This is a genomic window from Acinetobacter lwoffii, from assembly GCF_024129685.1.
GTDB lineage: Bacteria > Pseudomonadota > Gammaproteobacteria > Pseudomonadales > Moraxellaceae > Acinetobacter > Acinetobacter lwoffii_X.
In genome coordinates this window covers 17,226-32,409 of record NZ_JAMXXL010000028.1, presented here as the reverse complement: position 1 = coordinate 32,409, position 15,184 = coordinate 17,226, and the positions used below count along the sequence as shown (strand labels likewise).

14 protein-coding genes and 4 tRNA genes are annotated in these 15,184 nt (G+C 42.9%); 13 read left to right on the top strand and 5 right to left on the bottom strand.

The window, feature by feature from the left end:
• The first annotated feature begins 128 nt into the window (after positions 1–128).
• Positions 129–563 (top strand): hypothetical protein, encoded by a 435-nt coding sequence (locus NI464_RS12735; protein WP_071850857.1) that lies wholly within the window; start codon positions 129–131, stop codon positions 561–563.
• 38 nt (positions 564–601) lie between these two features.
• On the opposite strand, the gene rnr is transcribed toward NI464_RS12735, so the two are convergent.
• A complete protein-coding gene (gene rnr / locus NI464_RS12730) occupies positions 602–3,049 on the bottom strand; it encodes a ribonuclease R (protein ID WP_253138830.1) in 2,448 nt (815 codons plus the stop codon).
• 263 nt (positions 3,050–3,312) lie between these two features.
• Here rnr and NI464_RS12725 point away from each other — a divergent pair.
• The 5 genes from NI464_RS12725 to NI464_RS12705 all read left to right on the top strand — a co-directional run bounded on the left by NI464_RS12725 (position 3,313) and on the right by NI464_RS12705 (position 4,709).
• Positions 3,313–3,402 (top strand) — tRNA-Ser (locus tag NI464_RS12725).
• Between the two features lie 16 nt (positions 3,403–3,418).
• A tRNA-Arg gene (locus NI464_RS12720) sits at positions 3,419–3,495 on the top strand.
• Between the two features lie 49 nt (positions 3,496–3,544).
• A tRNA-Arg gene (locus NI464_RS12715) sits at positions 3,545–3,621 on the top strand.
• Positions 3,622–3,739: 118 nt separating this feature from the next.
• Positions 3,740–4,345 (top strand): dihydrofolate reductase family protein, encoded by a 606-nt coding sequence (locus NI464_RS12710; RefSeq protein WP_253138827.1) that lies wholly within the window; start codon positions 3,740–3,742, stop codon positions 4,343–4,345.
• 287 nt (positions 4,346–4,632) lie between these two features.
• Positions 4,633–4,709 (top strand) — tRNA-Arg (locus NI464_RS12705).
• Between the two features lie 105 nt (positions 4,710–4,814).
• Here NI464_RS12705 and NI464_RS12700 read toward each other — a convergent pair.
• Positions 4,815–6,113, bottom strand: a complete 1,299-nt coding sequence (locus tag NI464_RS12700) for an SRPBCC family protein (RefSeq protein ID WP_253138825.1) — start codon at positions 6,111–6,113, stop codon at positions 4,815–4,817.
• Positions 6,114–6,271: 158 nt separating this feature from the next.
• Here NI464_RS12700 and NI464_RS12695 point away from each other — a divergent pair, with 158 nt between their 5' ends.
• Positions 6,272–6,769: a YcxB family protein gene (locus tag NI464_RS12695; RefSeq protein ID WP_004645081.1), complete on the top strand. Its 498-nt coding sequence runs from the start codon at positions 6,272–6,274 to the stop codon at positions 6,767–6,769.
• 31 nt (positions 6,770–6,800) lie between these two features.
• A complete protein-coding gene (locus NI464_RS12690) occupies positions 6,801–7,442 on the top strand; it encodes a fumarylacetoacetate hydrolase family protein (protein WP_253138823.1) in 642 nt (213 codons plus the stop codon).
• A gap of 52 nt (positions 7,443–7,494) precedes the next feature.
• On the opposite strand, the gene NI464_RS12685 is transcribed toward NI464_RS12690, so the two are convergent.
• On the bottom strand, positions 7,495–8,304 hold the full coding sequence (locus NI464_RS12685; RefSeq protein ID WP_253138835.1) for an AraC family transcriptional regulator: 810 nt from the start codon (positions 8,302–8,304) through the stop codon (positions 7,495–7,497).
• 115 nt (positions 8,305–8,419) lie between these two features.
• Here NI464_RS12685 and NI464_RS12680 point away from each other — a divergent pair, with 115 nt between their 5' ends.
• Together NI464_RS12680 and yddG are read left to right on the top strand one after the other, a co-directional pair.
• Positions 8,420–9,358, top strand: a complete 939-nt coding sequence (locus NI464_RS12680; RefSeq protein ID WP_005108620.1) for a DMT family transporter — start codon at positions 8,420–8,422, stop codon at positions 9,356–9,358.
• The gene (gene yddG / locus NI464_RS12675; protein WP_004281450.1) at positions 9,355–10,242 is read left to right on the top strand and encodes an aromatic amino acid DMT transporter YddG; all 888 of its coding nucleotides are present in this window, start codon (positions 9,355–9,357) and stop codon (positions 10,240–10,242) included. The genes NI464_RS12680 and yddG overlap by 4 nt, the downstream gene beginning before the upstream one ends.
• Before the next feature lie 29 nt (positions 10,243–10,271).
• On the opposite strand, the gene NI464_RS12670 is transcribed toward yddG, so the two are convergent.
• Positions 10,272–11,519 (bottom strand): YihY family inner membrane protein, encoded by a 1,248-nt coding sequence (locus NI464_RS12670; RefSeq protein ID WP_004645086.1) that lies wholly within the window; start codon positions 11,517–11,519, stop codon positions 10,272–10,274.
• Positions 11,520–11,632: 113 nt separating this feature from the next.
• On the opposite strand from NI464_RS12670, the gene wrbA reads away from it, so the two are divergent.
• The gene (wrbA, locus tag NI464_RS12665; protein ID WP_034438516.1) at positions 11,633–12,229 is read left to right on the top strand and encodes an NAD(P)H:quinone oxidoreductase; all 597 of its coding nucleotides are present in this window, start codon (positions 11,633–11,635) and stop codon (positions 12,227–12,229) included.
• 47 nt (positions 12,230–12,276) lie between these two features.
• Here wrbA and NI464_RS12660 read toward each other — a convergent pair whose 3' ends face one another.
• The gene (locus tag NI464_RS12660; RefSeq protein WP_171054336.1) at positions 12,277–12,684 is read right to left on the bottom strand and encodes a hypothetical protein; all 408 of its coding nucleotides are present in this window, start codon (positions 12,682–12,684) and stop codon (positions 12,277–12,279) included.
• An 848-nt stretch (positions 12,685–13,532) separates the two neighbouring features.
• On the opposite strand from NI464_RS12660, the gene NI464_RS12655 reads away from it, so the two are divergent.
• Together NI464_RS12655 and NI464_RS12650 are read left to right on the top strand one after the other, a co-directional pair.
• Positions 13,533–13,910, top strand: coding sequence for a hypothetical protein (locus tag NI464_RS12655; protein ID WP_253138821.1), 378 nt, complete (start codon positions 13,533–13,535; stop codon positions 13,908–13,910).
• Positions 13,904–15,109, top strand: a complete 1,206-nt coding sequence (locus NI464_RS12650) for a CsgG/HfaB family protein (protein ID WP_005248179.1) — start codon at positions 13,904–13,906, stop codon at positions 15,107–15,109. Before NI464_RS12655 ends, NI464_RS12650 begins: the two co-directional genes overlap by 7 nt.
• Positions 15,110–15,184: the final 75 nt, after the last annotated feature.

Below are 15,184 nucleotides of genomic sequence, written 5' to 3'. Positions count from 1 at the left end.
TGATTGTACGGTAGATATTAGGTGGAGGCTTCTTCATTCGGAAATTATATTGCTGAATTAGACCTTACGAACAGCTTTGTGCAACAAAGCCTTATGATAATGATCTAGATAAAGGAGCATTTGCCACGATGATGAGTTGGTCAGCTACCTTATTTATTGGTTATGCAGGTTACATTTTATTAGATAAATGGAAAGAACAAGAAAATAGAAAAGTTGAAAGAGATGAAATTATTTTTGCTTACAAACAATTAGTTGGGTGGACAACTAAAACTTTAGATTTATCTCATAAACCTGAATGGAAAAAATCTGATTTTAATGAAATGAAAGAATCATACTATCAAGTATATGCAATTTTAGTTCTTATTGAGAACCTTTCTGATAAATCAGAATTTATTTTAATTTCTAAAAAATTTACAGATATTTATAACAAGATTATTGATGCAAAAATCGAGCAAATAGATGAAAAATTAGACCAAAATGTTTGTGAAGAGAAAATCAAGAATCATATAGCAGATGTAGATAAAATTTATTCTAAATTATTATCTTCTGTTCGTATTGAATAAAAAAGAGCGCCGTAGCACTCTTTTTAAACCGTCAAAAATTATTCAGTCTTGGCTTTTGCATTCGACTTTTTCTTTTTGACCTTGGCCTTTTTCTTTACTTTATCTTTAACCTTTGCTTCAGACTTTCCTGCAGATGGTTTAGCAGACTTTTTACTGTAAGAGCTGGGTTTTCCTTTTCCTTTTTTGCGTCGTATGGGCTGTTCTCCATCGGTGCTCAGGTTGGATTTAGATTCACGTTCATTGTTGCCGAACACTTCTTCGGTTGCTGCTGGACGTGATACTGGTTTTTTCTCGCTCACGCGCGGTGCACGGGCACGAACTGCACGGCCGGCATGACTGAGTTGTTGCACCAGTTCAAAGTCGATCTTGCGTTCTTCCAGATTGACACCGGCAACCTTGATTTTGACTTCATCACCCAGACCAAAGACCTGACCACGGTTCTGGCCGATCAGATTCTGGCTGCTTTGATCAAAGACAAAGAAGTCATCGCCTAGCTGGCTGACATGCACCATACCATCGACATACAGGTCTTTTAGCGTGACAAACAGGCCAAATTCTGCCGTTGCACTAATAATGCCGACAAATTCTTCACCCAGATGCTGCTGCATATAATGGCATTTCAACCAGGTCGTTACCGAGCGTGATGCTTCATCTGCACGACGTTCTGTGGCAGAGAAATGGTCACCAGCTTCATCTAAAGCACCACCTGAAAGTGGAGATGGCTTGTTATTTAAATGTGCTTTGATTGCACGATGCAATAACAGATCCGGATAACGGCGAATTGGTGAAGTGAAATGTGTATAGGCTTCATAAGCCAGACCATAATGGCCTGCATTACTCGCACCATAGTAAGCCTGCATCATGGAGCGTAATAACACCGCATGAATACTTGGTGCATCAATCCGTTCTTTGGTCGCTTCAATCACCGCCTGATAATCTTTCTGAGTCGGCTGTTCCGGGAAATTCAAACCCAGCAGCTTGACGAAGTCACGGACTTTCTGGATACGTGAGAACTCAGGTGGCTCATGCACGCGGTACAACATTGGCATTTCATTTTTCAATGCATATTCTGCGGCTGCCACGTTGGCCAGCAACATACATTCTTCAATCAGCTTATGCGCATCATTACGGCTACGCGGCAAAATTTCTTTAATTCCGCCCAGTTCGTCGAAGGTCATGTAAGTTTCGACGGTTTCAAATTCCATGGCATGGCGTTCAGCACGTAAACTTTTAAGAACTTGATAAAGCTGGAACAGGGTGTTGATCGACTTGCGAACTTCACGGTCTTCGGTAATGGCTTGACTGTCACCTTCCAGATACTGTGCGACCTGATCATAGGTCAAACGTGCCTTGGAATGCATAACAGATGGATAGAACTCAAAACCGGTAACACGGCCAGCACGTGACAGTTTTAAATCACAGACCATACATAGGCGGTCAACATTCGGATTTAACGAACACAGGCCATTCGACAATGCTTCAGGCAGCATCGGTAAAACAAAGTGCGGGAAGTAGACTGACGTCCCGCGTTCCTGCGCTTCATCATCCAGCGGTTTGCCTGGACGCACATAATGGCTGACATCGGCAATGGCCACGACCACACGATAGCCACCACCCGGACGTTTTTCGGCATAAACGGCATCATCAAAGTCACGTGCATCTTCACCGTCAATAGTAACTAAGGCTAAATCACGCAGATCCACACGACCTTCATGGTCTTTGGCCGTTGGTTCTTTAAAGCTCTCGGCTTCTTTAACCACTTCTTCCGGGAATTCATAAGGCAAACCATATTCTAAAATGGTTTGTGGAATGATGATTTCAGTATCGGCCTTGTCTGCCATGGACTGCACAATATGCCCAGTCGCGAATTCTTCACGGGTCGGATAGGTATCAATCGCCACACGAATCGAGTCACCCAGATTGACCTGGGCATGTTCGATCAGTTCTTTTTCAAGGGTGATTGGCTGATGTGCATTCGGGTTGGCTGGCTGGATAAAGTATTCACCATCATACTCTGACACTTTACCAATGATCTGTTTGACACGATGCTGCACAACTTCAGTAATATAGCCCCAGGCCTTACCTTTACGGTCTACCGAAGTCTGACGCACTTTAACGCGGTCACCATTAAAGACCAGACGCAGTTCACGCTCAGCCAATAATAGGTCATCCTGGCCGGAAATGTTGGCAGTTCCCATCCCTCGGGAATTGATATAAACCGTCGCTTCGGATTCAGGTTGCTCGACGGCAATCTGAAACTTGTAGCCGTCTTTCATCAGTTGCCCGTCACGCACCATCGCAATTAAACGATGGCTCAGGGCATCAATACTTTTTTGATCTGCAATTTCAAAATGTTCGACCAGGTCTGCATGGGACTGGGCATTGTTCTTTTCGATGGTTTCTAAAATGAGCGTGCGGCTAGGGATAGGGTTGTCATAACGTTCGGCTTCAGCTTTTGCTTCAGGATCGACCCAGTTTTTCATCATGTCTTTAAATTTATCTTAGGAGATAGGTTTAGCATAAAACATGTATGCGCAGACTGCACGTAAATGATTGCAATAATCCATTTAAGTTTTCAATTTTCTGTTAATTTTCGATAACTGGAAATTTATGCAGTTTTTTTGCCATCAAAATGCGCGAAAAATCGAGGAATTGCTTAAAAAGTATTTAAACGAGCAAAAATATGCACTTTTTTTTGATGCTGCGCTTGCAGTGCCATGCCGAAATTTGTATTATGGCCGCACGTTACGGTGAGATGGGTGAGTGGCTGAAACCACGTCCCTGCTAAGGACGCATACGGGTAACTGTATCGAGGGTTCGAATCCCTCTCTCACCGCCACGCTTACTTATGTCGCGCGCTCATAGCTCAGCTGGATAGAGCACTTGGCTACGAACTAAGGGGTCGGGAGTTCGAATCTCTCTGAGCGCACCAAGTAAGTTAAGCAGAAAAAACGTATTGCCAACCGAGGCACACAAGTTACGCGCTCATAGCTCAGCTGGATAGAGCACTTGGCTACGAACTAAGGGGTCGGGAGTTCGAATCTCTCTGAGCGCACCAACTTGAACAATTAACCGCACATGTTGCGGTTTTTTTGTGCCTAAAATTTACAGAAACACCAGACAACACGTGCTAAAAATAAGTCTCAGGCGAGTGAATAAAAATAAAGGCAGTCGTGATGAGAAAAATCATTGTCCAGGAATTTTTGACCCTCGATGGCGTGATGCAGGGGCCCGGCGGCCCAGAAGAAGATATATCTGGTGGCTTTCAATATGGTGGCTGGGTGGCGCCGTATTTTAATGCGGAACCTGATCCGGCATTTGATGTCATTATGCAAAAATGGATGCAGCCCTCCGATATTCTTTTAGGGAAACATACTTTTCAGATTTTTGAATCTTACTGGCCCACACATACTGAAGACTGGCCGGGAATCAATGACGTCAATAAATATATTCTTTCTACTAGTCTGGAGCATTCCGACTGGCAAAATACCCTTTTTCTGAAAAGCATTGATGAGATAATCAATCTTAAAGCATCGGGAGAGGGGGATATTCGCGTGTATGGTAGTGCTGCAGTGGTACAGACACTTTTCAAATATGAGCTTGTGGACGAACTTCGTCTGCTGACTTTTCCAATTATACTCGGTGTTGGCAAACGCCTGTTTAGCCATGAATCAATACCCGCCGCTTTTCAATTGATAGATCATGTGGCCAGCTCAAATGGTATTGTGTTTACGCATTATCAAAGGGCAGGAGAAGTAAAGACTGGAACAATAGGCGAGTGATAAAGTGTACAAGGATGATGGTCGTTTTATATTTGAATTCTATTCTGGCTGAATACCTGGTTAAGAATACTTAAGGCTGACCCATTGCGTAGTGATGGAATTTTTGGAAAATACAAGCCTCTTGATTGAATTAATTAAGTGTTTTTAGCTCTAAATCCGCAGAAATTTTCAGCAGAAAACTATAAATTTTGATACATCGTTTAATTACTGTACATTCAGTTGTGATTTTATTAAAAAACACTTAACAAGACTGAAAAAGCTCGTATAATGCACCCCATCAAGACGTCGCGCTCATAGCTCAGCTGGATAGAGCACTTGGCTACGAACTAAGGGGTCGGGAGTTCGAATCTCTCTGAGCGCACCAATCTTGATAAGAATTCTGAAAAAACCGCACGTTGATGCGGTTTTTTTACGTCTGTGATTTTTAACTATTTTTCATATAAAAAACCAATAACTCTCTGCTTCCTGCTCATCTTAATTTTTGCTGCACTTTCAGTGCATAAACGGTATTACCACCCACTGCTGGTAAAATATCATGATAGGGCATGCTACGCATGGCTCTTAATAAGAACGGCGCCTGATCGTGAATTTTCATACTGCTGGTGATTTGAAATAAGGTACCTTGTGACTGCGGCAATAAGCGCATACCACCTTTCACAAACTTCAAGTCACCGCCATTGGCATTGAACTGGTTTTGCAGGGAATCAGGTTGGTAAAAATGCATCTTAAAATTAAACGGGATCTGAATCACGCCCAAACCCACCGACACCTTATAGTTGGCATCTATATTCTGAGTATTGACCGGATTCAGTTCGACTTTCTTGATCTGCCGAGGAAAAAGCTGCTGCGTCGCTTCAGCCGCTAACCACGGTCGCAATTTTTCGACCGGATGCGCAAAATATTGATAGGTGCTGCTAAATCTTAAATTTTCTGAGGCTTTTCCTTCTTTAATCTGATAGTTCGGAAAAATGAAACTGACCGGTTGACCAGACTTTTGGCTGATCTGGGCAATTTTTTGTAGCTGTTGAGGGTTGAATCTAAGTTGCGGAATCGGAGTTGCTAGTGCTGCTGTATGCTCGATTTTAAAGCGTTGTTGTAGTGCTTCCAGCAGAAATGCATTGGTACTCGGCGGAATGCCGAGTTTGGCTTCAGGTAGCGCATTCAGGATTTTACTGAATAAAAAGCCTTTGGGCTGGTTCAGGTCGCCCCATTGGGTGACAGTCACCAGCGTTCTATGCGGACCCAGTGCAAACCACTCCAGTTTTCCTGCACCATAGAGAATTGGCGCATCAATAATTAAGGTGCTGATGCTGTTTTCACCCAGATGATGCTGCATCACTACGGTTTCTTTAAAGTTCAAGACTGGAATCGGGGTCGGGATATGAACCTGATATTTAACCTGCTGAATCGAACCCTGCTGCTCCAGCACCTTGGCCGACTTTAAGGTCGGAAACAGACCGACATAATTCGGATAATGTTGCAGCAATTTTTCAACCTGAGCTTCAGCCACAGGCAATACTACAGCCGCACTATAAAACTGTGTCTTGCTGGCTGCATTACTGTTTAAGGTGGGAAGCTGAGTTTTACTGGTTGGATGCGCATAAATCAGAATCCGCTCGCCGGTTAATTCTGCCAGTTGCTGGGCATTGCCCTGATAAGCACTCAGACTGCTTGGTATTTCGGCATTCCAGGGAATAATCTTGGCCAGTGCTGGGACAGAAACTGCCAAACAAACACCGATGAGCATGCATTGCTTTAATTCTTTCATTCAACATCCTGTTGCGTATTTTTTGTTTTAATTGCTGTTTATTTAAAACCAAATGCACGTATTTCCAAAGCAAAGTTATGTAATTGATGCGACAGGCCATAAGCGCTATGGATATTTTGGTATAGTATTGGGCAAGATTTTATTTTTGATGTGATGCTATGACTGAGTCAGCACCGACTTTATCGACCCGTTATTTTCTGACTTTAGAAGAATCTCAGGATGGTTTTGCCCTGGCGACGTTTGGTAAAAAGCAGATTTCACGTTTTCTGACGCCTCTGGTCAGTATCGGGATCATCATCTGGGGTTTCTCGATGGGTTTTGATGGCGTCGGACGTTATTACGTGGCTTTGGGCGCATTCTTTCTGCTCCTGCAAGGTATTATGCGTTACTGGTTCCTGCCGATGATGTTTAAACGTCAGTTTGTTAAATATCAGTTTGGTAAAAGCGAACAGGGTATTGATTTGTATCAGGACTATGCGGAAATTTTTAATAATGATCGTAGTAAGTTGGTGCCATATAGCGAAGTGCAGAATTTTGCTGTCGGTAAACTCACTTATATGCTGGAATTAAAAAACCGTACCGTGGTTATTGTGCCGAAGCGTGCATTTAAGGACGGCACTGAACAGAGTATGTTCGAGCATACATTTAAAAAATAATTCAGATATCTATAAAAGGGAAGTTTTGATCATGAGCACACGTCCATCCAAAATCGTTTGCGTGGGTCGCAGTTATGCCGATCATGCCAAAGAACTCGGCAATGCGATCCCTGATCGTCCGGTATTGTTTATCAAGCCACCGAGTGCCTTAAGTTCGCTTGAAGCAGGCATTGAGTGGAATCCGGAATGGGGCAATTGTCATTATGAATGTGAATTGAGTTTGCGTATTGACCGGACTTTAAGCAAAGAAAGCGATCCTGTGAAATCACTTGACGCTGTGGGTGCTGTGAGTTTAGGTCTGGACTTAACTTTGCGTGATTTACAGGATGATCTCAAGAAAAAAGGCCAGCCTTGGGAACGTGCCAAAGCCTTTGATGGTTCTTGTTTGTTGTCGGATTGGGTGCCTGTCGCCGATGTAGTCACTGACTGGAAAGATGTGCATTACACACTGCAAGTCAATGATGAGCTACGTCAAAAAGGTGATACCGCTTTATTGATATTTGATATTGCGACCTTGCTGGCTGACATCAGTCAGGTCTTTACTTTGGAAGAAGGGGATGTGGTGATGACCGGTACACCGGCAGGCGTTGCGGCATTACATTCAGGCGATCAACTGAAAATGACCCTCAAAGGGCAGGCTCAAGATTATGTCTGGACGACTTTTGTGAAATAACCAGGATTTTGAATCAAAGGAGCCTATTGGCTCCTTTTTCATATGCATAATTTTAATCATTAACAGTATAACGCTTGCGAAACTGATCTGGGGTGCTTCCCATCCAGCGTTTAAACATGCTGATAAATGCTGAGGCATTGGCATAGCCCAGATCAAAGGCAATGCTCTCGACACTATGCGCTGCATTTAATAAAGACATGGCCTGCATCACTTTCAGGCGTTGCCGCCATTCATGCAGTGACATTCCCAGTTCTTTCTGGCTATATCGCGCTAACGTCCGCTCGGTTAAATTGACGCGTTCGGCCAGTTGCTGCAGCGAGCTCTGATCTGCCGGATGCTGATGTAAATAATCTAAAATCTGTTTCAGCAATGCATGTTCTGAATGCGGTAGATAACTGCTGACCAGTTGGGCTTGCTGGAGCTGATCAAGCAGCACCTGTAGCAGACGCTGATATTCAGCTGAATTCTCGAATCCCGGATGATCTTGCTGATGTAGTTGTTTCAGGTGGGTAAATAAAGCAGTGACCAAGGGGGCGCTGAGCAGGATGCCCGGTTGAGTGGGCAGTTGGCTACAAAGTGATTCATGCACATACAGAGTGCCATGAGAAACTGCGGTACGGTTCAGACCACGATGCTCTAAATTCGGTGGGAGCCAGATGCCGTGAGGTGAAGGCGTCACATAATTTATATGATTAATATTCACTTCCATCACGCCATGAAAAGCATAGACAAATTCTCCCCAGGCATGGCCATGTAGCGGATAAACAGATTGCGCAGGATCTTCCCTGAAACTGATCCACAGAGGTGCTTTAATCAGATCATGGGTCGGAAGTTGCTTGAGCGAAGCTGAATCTGCTTGGATTTTTTATGCATCACCGAAATTGCCTGAATAACACCATCATTTGTCTGTTTTGAAGTATATCTTTTATTTCTGACACTTTTATAGTGTACCTTCCAAATGAGCAACAGGACCGTATGTGAGCCAGCGTCAGGCATTAGATGCCAAAGCATCTGCCATCATGTTTGTATTGTGTATGTTGTGGGGTTTACAACAGGTGGTACTGAAGTGGGCCGCGAATGATATTTCAGCCCTGATGCAAATTGCCTTGCGTTCAGCCTTGTCTGCGCTGATGGTTTATCCCCTGATTCAGCAGAGCGTGCGCCGTCAACTCTGGAATGCACGCTATTTACCTGCAGGATTACTAGTCGGTGTGTTGTTTGCAACCGAATTCTATCTGATTGGTGAGGCACTGCGTTATACCTCAGCCTCGCATACGATTGTTTTACTTTATACCGCGCCGATTTTTGTGGCTTTGGGTTTACACTGGAAATTGCCGGCAGAGCGTTTGTCTTCTGTGCAATGGGGCGGAATATTTCTTGCCTTTAGCGGAATTGTAGTCAGCTTTCTGTTACGTCCACAGACAGAATCAACTTTACAAACTGATGCCTTGTGGGGAGATTTTCTGGCTTTGCTTGGCGGCGTATTCTGGGCAGCCACCACAGTCAGTGTACGTCTGAGCCGGCTGGCTGAAGCACCTGCAACCCAGACTTTGTTCTATCAATTATTGATAGGTGGAATGCTGTTATTGCCTCTGGCTGTTCTGACTGGACAAGCAGCCATTCAATGGACGGTGTTGTCTATTTCCAGTCTGGTTTTTCATACCGTGCTGATTTCCTTTGCCAGTTATCTGATCTGGTTCTGGATGCTGAAGCATTATCTGGCATCGCGTCTAGGGGTATTTTCCTTTTTGACCCCTGTATTCGGCATGCTGTTCGGCGTACTGATTCTGGATGAACATATCGAAATCAATTTTATTATCGGCACCTGTATGGTCATGCTGGGTGTGATTCTAGTGAGTTTGCAGGGATGGCTGAAAAAACCGAATATCAATAAAAGCATTCAAGAGCAAGCATGAAAATCTGGTCTGTAAATTTAGCGACCTGGATTGGTCTGTCTTCTATTCTGATCTGGGCCAGTCTGGTCGCCGTAGTGAAACTGATTACTGAATCCACCAGTGCAGTGCAGGGGATTGCTTTAATTTATAGTTTTAGCAGTCTGGCGATTTTTGCGTTCACCGGCTTTCCAAAAATCATGCAAATGTCCAAGCGTTATCTGCTCGGTTGTGGCGCTTTATTTGTGGCTTATGAGATTCTATTTCTGGTTGCTGTGGCATGGTCGGATAATCGTGAACAGGTGATGCTGATTGCCATGATCAATTATCTGTGGCCACCCTTGATGATTGTTTTTTCGATTTTTGCCCGACAGTTGCAGGCTCGCCTCTGGGTGATTCCAGGCTTTCTGCTCGCTGTGATGGGACTGATGCTGGTGGTCAATCCAGAAATCACTAATCTGCCGAAGTTTATGCAGGCTTTAGCTGAAAATCCTTGGGCCTATGGCTTTGCCTTTCTCGGCGCTTTGTTATGGCCTTGCTACTGCGTTCTAACTAGGACCTATGGCCGCGGACAAAATGGTGTACCGATTTTCTTTTTGGTCGCTGTAATTAGCTTATGGTTCTTACATTTAGGATTAAACGAACCTTTTATCATGCCCACATTCAAGCTATGGCTGGGAATTGCAGTGGTGGGTAGTCTGATTGGCATCGCCTATAGTAACTGGAATCAGAGTATGCAGTTCGGCAATATCAAGGTGCTGATTTTAGCCACCTATTTTATGCCGATTCTTTCTTCGGTCATGTCAATGCTGATTCTGGATGTCAGACCCGAACTCAGTTTTTGGATCGGGACGGGTTTGGTGACTGCAGGCGCTATAGTCTGCTGGAAATCTACCGCTATCAGTTAAAAAAAATCCTCTCAAGCGAGAGGATTTTTTTATTTATGTCGGAACAGTTCGGACAATGGAAAATTGAGTTTTTCTTCCAGATATTGATCGGTTTCCTGTAATCTAGGTGAGAAATTTTGCATCCAGATGTCATCAGTCTGGGCATTGGTGAGATGGTTTTTGCGTGGCAGTGGATAGGGTAATTGCAGATAAAAATTCCAGAAGCTGACCTGATCCAGATCACGAACCAGCACATATTCATTTTCATCGGTACGTTTGATCAAATTCTGCTTTTCAAACATGGCGACATAGCTCGGCCAGCGTCCAATTTCATCCCGGCCTAAGACCTCAAGTGCTTGGGCTTCACTGATGCTTTCACCAGTTTTCTGCTTTTTATAAAATAATTCTAACAGATCCAGCAGCATGACGATGGGATGGCGTTTATTGTCCTGCCCAGATTCAAACGCCGTCAGGGCATAGCTGATTTCAACCCCCAGTAACACAATAATCCACGACAGATAAATCCAGAGCAGGAAAATCGGCACGGCGGCGAAGGCACCATAGACGATCTCATAGCTGGTAAAGTTTGACATGATATAGCCAAACAGATTTTTCAGCAGCTCAAACACCACGGCACTAAATAGACCGGCAATAAAGGCAGATTTAAGCGGTACACTGCGATTCGGGATGGTCCAGTTCAAAATGAAAAATCCGAGTACAGTCAAAGAAAAGGAAATCGCCCAGAGGACAAAAGCGCCATCAAGCTCATAACCGGCAAAGTTATTGCTGAGAATGCTCATGGATGCCACGGTCGAAGAAATCACAAATGCACTGCCGAGTAAAATCGGCCCGAGCGAAATGATGGTCCAGTAACGCATAAAGCCCATAATTCCGCCCCGCGTTTCAGTCACGCGCCAAATGCGGTTAAACACCGTTTCGATACTGCTGAGCATCAATACTGTCGTCACAAACAAGAACAGAATACCAATGATGGTGAGATTGCTGGATTTATCGGTAAAGGCATTCAGGGCCTTATCAAAGGCAATTGTAGTTTTGGGTAAAAAATTACTATAGATCAGTTGTTGCAATTGCTGCCGCGCAGGTTCCAGCGCTTTAATGGAAGAGATAATTACCAGAAAAACCGTCAGCATAGGCACCACCGCAAACAGGGTGGTATAGGTCAGGGAACCTGCCTGTTCGCGACAGCGGTCTGCTTCAAAGCGTCGAAGTACAAATAAAACAAATTGAAACCAGTGTTTTTCATAGAAAGGTAATTTCTTTAAATACTTAACAATCATCTGCATCCAATCTCAATTTTTTTAATCATCATGAATTTTCATCATCAGCTTAACCAAAAAACTTGCAAAGTATCGTATAGTTTTATTTTTTTAAGTAATGAATAAGAACCATTATGCAACCTTATGTCCTTGTTTTATATTACAGCAAATATGGCTCAACCAAAGAAATGGCGCATCTGATTGCCAATGGAATTGAAGCGGCAGGCGTGGCAGTAAAAATCAGGACAGTTCCAAATATATCCAGCATGGTAAAAGTCGCTGAACCGAGTATTCCGGCAGAAGGGGATATTTACTGTACTCTGGACGATCTGGCGCAATGTGCCGGCCTGGCGCTTGGTTCACCGACCCGTTTTGGCAATATGGCCTCTGAAATGAAATATTTTTGGGATCAGACCACGAGTCTGTGGCTGAATGGAGCGCTACACGGTAAACCGGCTTGCGTGTTTACGGCATCAGGTTCCATGCATGGCGGACAGGAAAGTACTTTGCTGACCATGCTGCCGCCGTTGTTCCATCATGGCATGATGATCATGGGGCTTAGTAACTCAACACCGGCACTCTCGAATACCAAAACTGGTGGTACGCCTTATGGCGCTAGTCATGTCAGCGGCCCACGGCATGATCAGGGCCTGAGTCAGGATGAAAAAATTCTGTGTGAAGTACAAGGCAAGCGTTTAGGTGAAGTGGTACTGAAACTCAATCGAGTCTGACAAGCACTCACAGGAAATGAAGAATGAACTTCATTTCCTGAATTTTATTAGGCTTCTTTTTGATCTTTTTGATCTTTTTGATCTTTTTGATCTTTTTGATCTTTTTGACTAAATCTGTATTTGCATTTCAGACATTGATAATCCTGAAACAGATTACGGTCGACAGAAACCCCGGCTTTTTTCCCCAGAAAATTACCGACCACACCGCCGGTAATCCCGACACTGATTGCACCGACAAAAGTGCCTACGGTTCCGCCGACAATCACACCTAAAGGTCCGGCTACTGTACCAATTGCAGCGCCAATCGATGCACCTGAAGCAGCGCCACCCACAGTCCCTGCAGTTGCACCCGCTGAACTCATGAGAATGCCGCCAATTTTCTTTAAATTCTGTTCATGATCGCGCTGTTCGATATCAGCTGAGCCACATTTAGGACATTGCATAGATTGTTCCATCAAGGATTGAGATGTGCTTGTTTTAGGTTTGTCGGGAATAGGGTGTGTGCCCTGATCAGCACTTATTCATAACATACAACAACACACTAGATAAGTTTTGAATTCGCAAATCAGAAACATTGCATACTCACTTGATTCTAGTTGAGTTCACGCTAAAACATTGTATTTCAGCTGTAAATATATGCCTTCTTGGTTGATTAACGCAATTCTTAACCTGTCATTGAGGAAATGGCAAATCTCAAGATCATCAGAAATGTTCTTTTCTTATCAGTCTAAATATTGTGCTCTTAGAAAGACTATTTTGGGATTCGAGATGAAAAAGGAAGGGAAGTCGAAAAATATGTAAACGAGTTCTTATCGGGACTATTTAAATTTTTCAGCCAAAATACACCTGAATATTGGCGTTTCTTTATAAGTAATCTTTATTGTGATTGATTAATTGTATTTTAAATAAAGTGTGACATTTATCGTTATTAAATGGAAGTTCTAATAAAATAAAAATTTACGACCTTTAAAATATAAAAAGCACAATAATTCTAATCTTTATTAGATAAATTTTTGATTATTAATAATATAAAAAATATATTATCTTAATCAAGTTTTTTATATGAATTTTATATTCAAAAAAAATTTATATAATGATTTCTTACAAATCACAAATAATAAACAAATATATATTAATTTAATAAAAACAATAATCTATATTTTTAAATAAAACAAAAAAAATAAGTGAATTGGGATAAGTTTTACATTTTATAATTTTATGTGATTTAATATTTTTCAGATAAATTTAATCTTACTTAAATGAAAAATTAAATAAATATCTTAAGTCAGAGGATATTAAGATTATGAGAATATTAGTTATCAATCTGGGTTTATTAGGTTTATGTTTTTTGAGTAACGCTTATGCCACCTCTGATGAGTGGACTCAGCGTTGGAAATCATCCAGTGCCCGTTCCAATGAGAATCTAGTTCAAGCCAATCTGATCGAACTTAAGGAGTCAGACTATTATTCCGGATTAGGTAAAACCACCGTTCATAGCACCTCAACTACTTCCATCGGGACGGTAAATACCCCGACCAACAATATCAATGTAGAGGGTAGAGACAACAGTATCGATATTACGAGTGAGTTGCTGAATGAAGCACCAGTCAATTCAAATACCAACCAAAATCCTCAGCGCTGTCTTAATTTAAGTAACAGACCAGGAGAATCACAATGTTGAATTTCTCCTCGACCAGAAGACATATATCTTTCGTGAGTGCCACTGTCCTTTTCAGCTCTTTTTTAACAGGCTGCACGGGTTTAGCGCCCTCAAACAAGAAGCCAGTTAGCCTGGTACAAGGCCCCCCAATTACCGATATTTTTACCCCTTTTGATATGGCTTTATCCTGCCTAAAAGGACAATTACGTAGTGATGTGAGTTTCTCCGTGGGGGCAATTCTGGATCAAACCGGTAAGGATGTAGTTACCAATGGTGGTAGCGGAAAAATGGTGACCCAAGGTGCGGGAGATATGGTGCAATCTGCCTTGTTTCAGGCGGGGGTAAGCTTAATGAACCGGCGTGATCCCCGGATTATCGAAAGCGAAGCCAAGTGGGGCATTCGTGACCCCAGACAAATCCAGGCCTCTGATTATTATGTGACAGGCAGTATTAACAGTCTGGATTTTATTCCGGGTGGTGGTTTTGACATGCAGATCGCTGGTGTCGGTCCGAATTATAGTCAAACCCGGATTATGGTCGGTCTGGATTTATCTTTGACTGATACCCGCAGCAGTAAAGTCGTGGGCAATGTTTCATTGCAGAAGCAAATTGCTGCACAGGATTATGGCTTAAGTGCAGGCAGATTCGCTGGTCGTACACTCTTAAATATTCAGATTGGAAAAGGAGAACGAGAGGCAACTAACTTTGCCTTGCGGCAAATGTTGAATCTGGCCACTTTTGAATTGCTGAGTCAGGTTGTCCCACCCGCCGTATTTGAAAGTTGCCGTGCGCAGATACCGCCAGAGTTTGGTCAATTGAACTTAACCCGAAGTTCTGTCGCTCTGCATAAATACAAGAAAAACCAGCAACAAAATAGTACAGCTTCAAGCAGTGTTGTTCAGGAGTCAGTCTCAAGCCAGGCAGACTCATCCAATGAAAAAAATAAGTTAACCAACTCCCCGAGTAAAGATACAAAACCGCCTAAACAGAAAGAGTCCGAGGTGATTCAAAACCCTGAAGCAGAGCCTGAAATGAGTAAACAGGACTTGATTAAATATATCAGCAAGAAGCAGCGTCAACCTTCTTCAAATGAAAAGAATGAAGAAAAAGATACTCAAGAAGAAGCTGCTAAAGAACAAGAAGATGAAAAAACCACAACGCTATGGGAGGTTAATCCTGATGTGGTCGAAAATTACTGGTCTAGCACCCAACGTGATTAAGAATATTTAAAAATGGGCTCGCTCCCATTATAAGAAGGAGTACTTAGCGAGAGGTACTTCAAAACAAAAGTAGGA

Bases quoted from the DNA above. Each gene is read 5' to 3' on its own strand.
- NI464_RS12690 (WP_253138823.1), top strand. From the start codon at position 6,801: ATGAGCACACGTCCATCCAAAATCGTTTGCGTGGGTCGCAGTTATGCC.
- NI464_RS12650 (WP_005248179.1), top strand. From the start codon at position 13,904: ATGTTGAATTTCTCCTCGACCAGAAGACATATATCTTTCGTGAGTGCC.
- yddG (WP_004281450.1), top strand. From the start codon at position 9,355: ATGAAAATCTGGTCTGTAAATTTAGCGACCTGGATTGGTCTGTCTTCT.
- rnr (WP_253138830.1), bottom strand. From the start codon at position 3,049: ATGATGAAAAACTGGGTCGATCCTGAAGCAAAAGCTGAAGCCGAACGT.
- wrbA (WP_034438516.1), top strand. From the start codon at position 11,633: ATGCAACCTTATGTCCTTGTTTTATATTACAGCAAATATGGCTCAACC.
- NI464_RS12700 (WP_253138825.1), bottom strand. From the start codon at position 6,113: ATGAAAGAATTAAAGCAATGCATGCTCATCGGTGTTTGTTTGGCAGTT.
- NI464_RS12660 (WP_171054336.1), bottom strand. From the start codon at position 12,684: ATGGAACAATCTATGCAATGTCCTAAATGTGGCTCAGCTGATATCGAA.
- NI464_RS12735 (WP_071850857.1), top strand. From the start codon at position 129: ATGATGAGTTGGTCAGCTACCTTATTTATTGGTTATGCAGGTTACATT.
- NI464_RS12710 (WP_253138827.1), top strand. From the start codon at position 3,740: ATGAGAAAAATCATTGTCCAGGAATTTTTGACCCTCGATGGCGTGATG.
- NI464_RS12695 (WP_004645081.1), top strand. From the start codon at position 6,272: ATGACTGAGTCAGCACCGACTTTATCGACCCGTTATTTTCTGACTTTA.
- NI464_RS12655 (WP_253138821.1), top strand. From the start codon at position 13,533: ATGAGAATATTAGTTATCAATCTGGGTTTATTAGGTTTATGTTTTTTG.
- NI464_RS12670 (WP_004645086.1), bottom strand. From the start codon at position 11,519: ATGATTGTTAAGTATTTAAAGAAATTACCTTTCTATGAAAAACACTGG.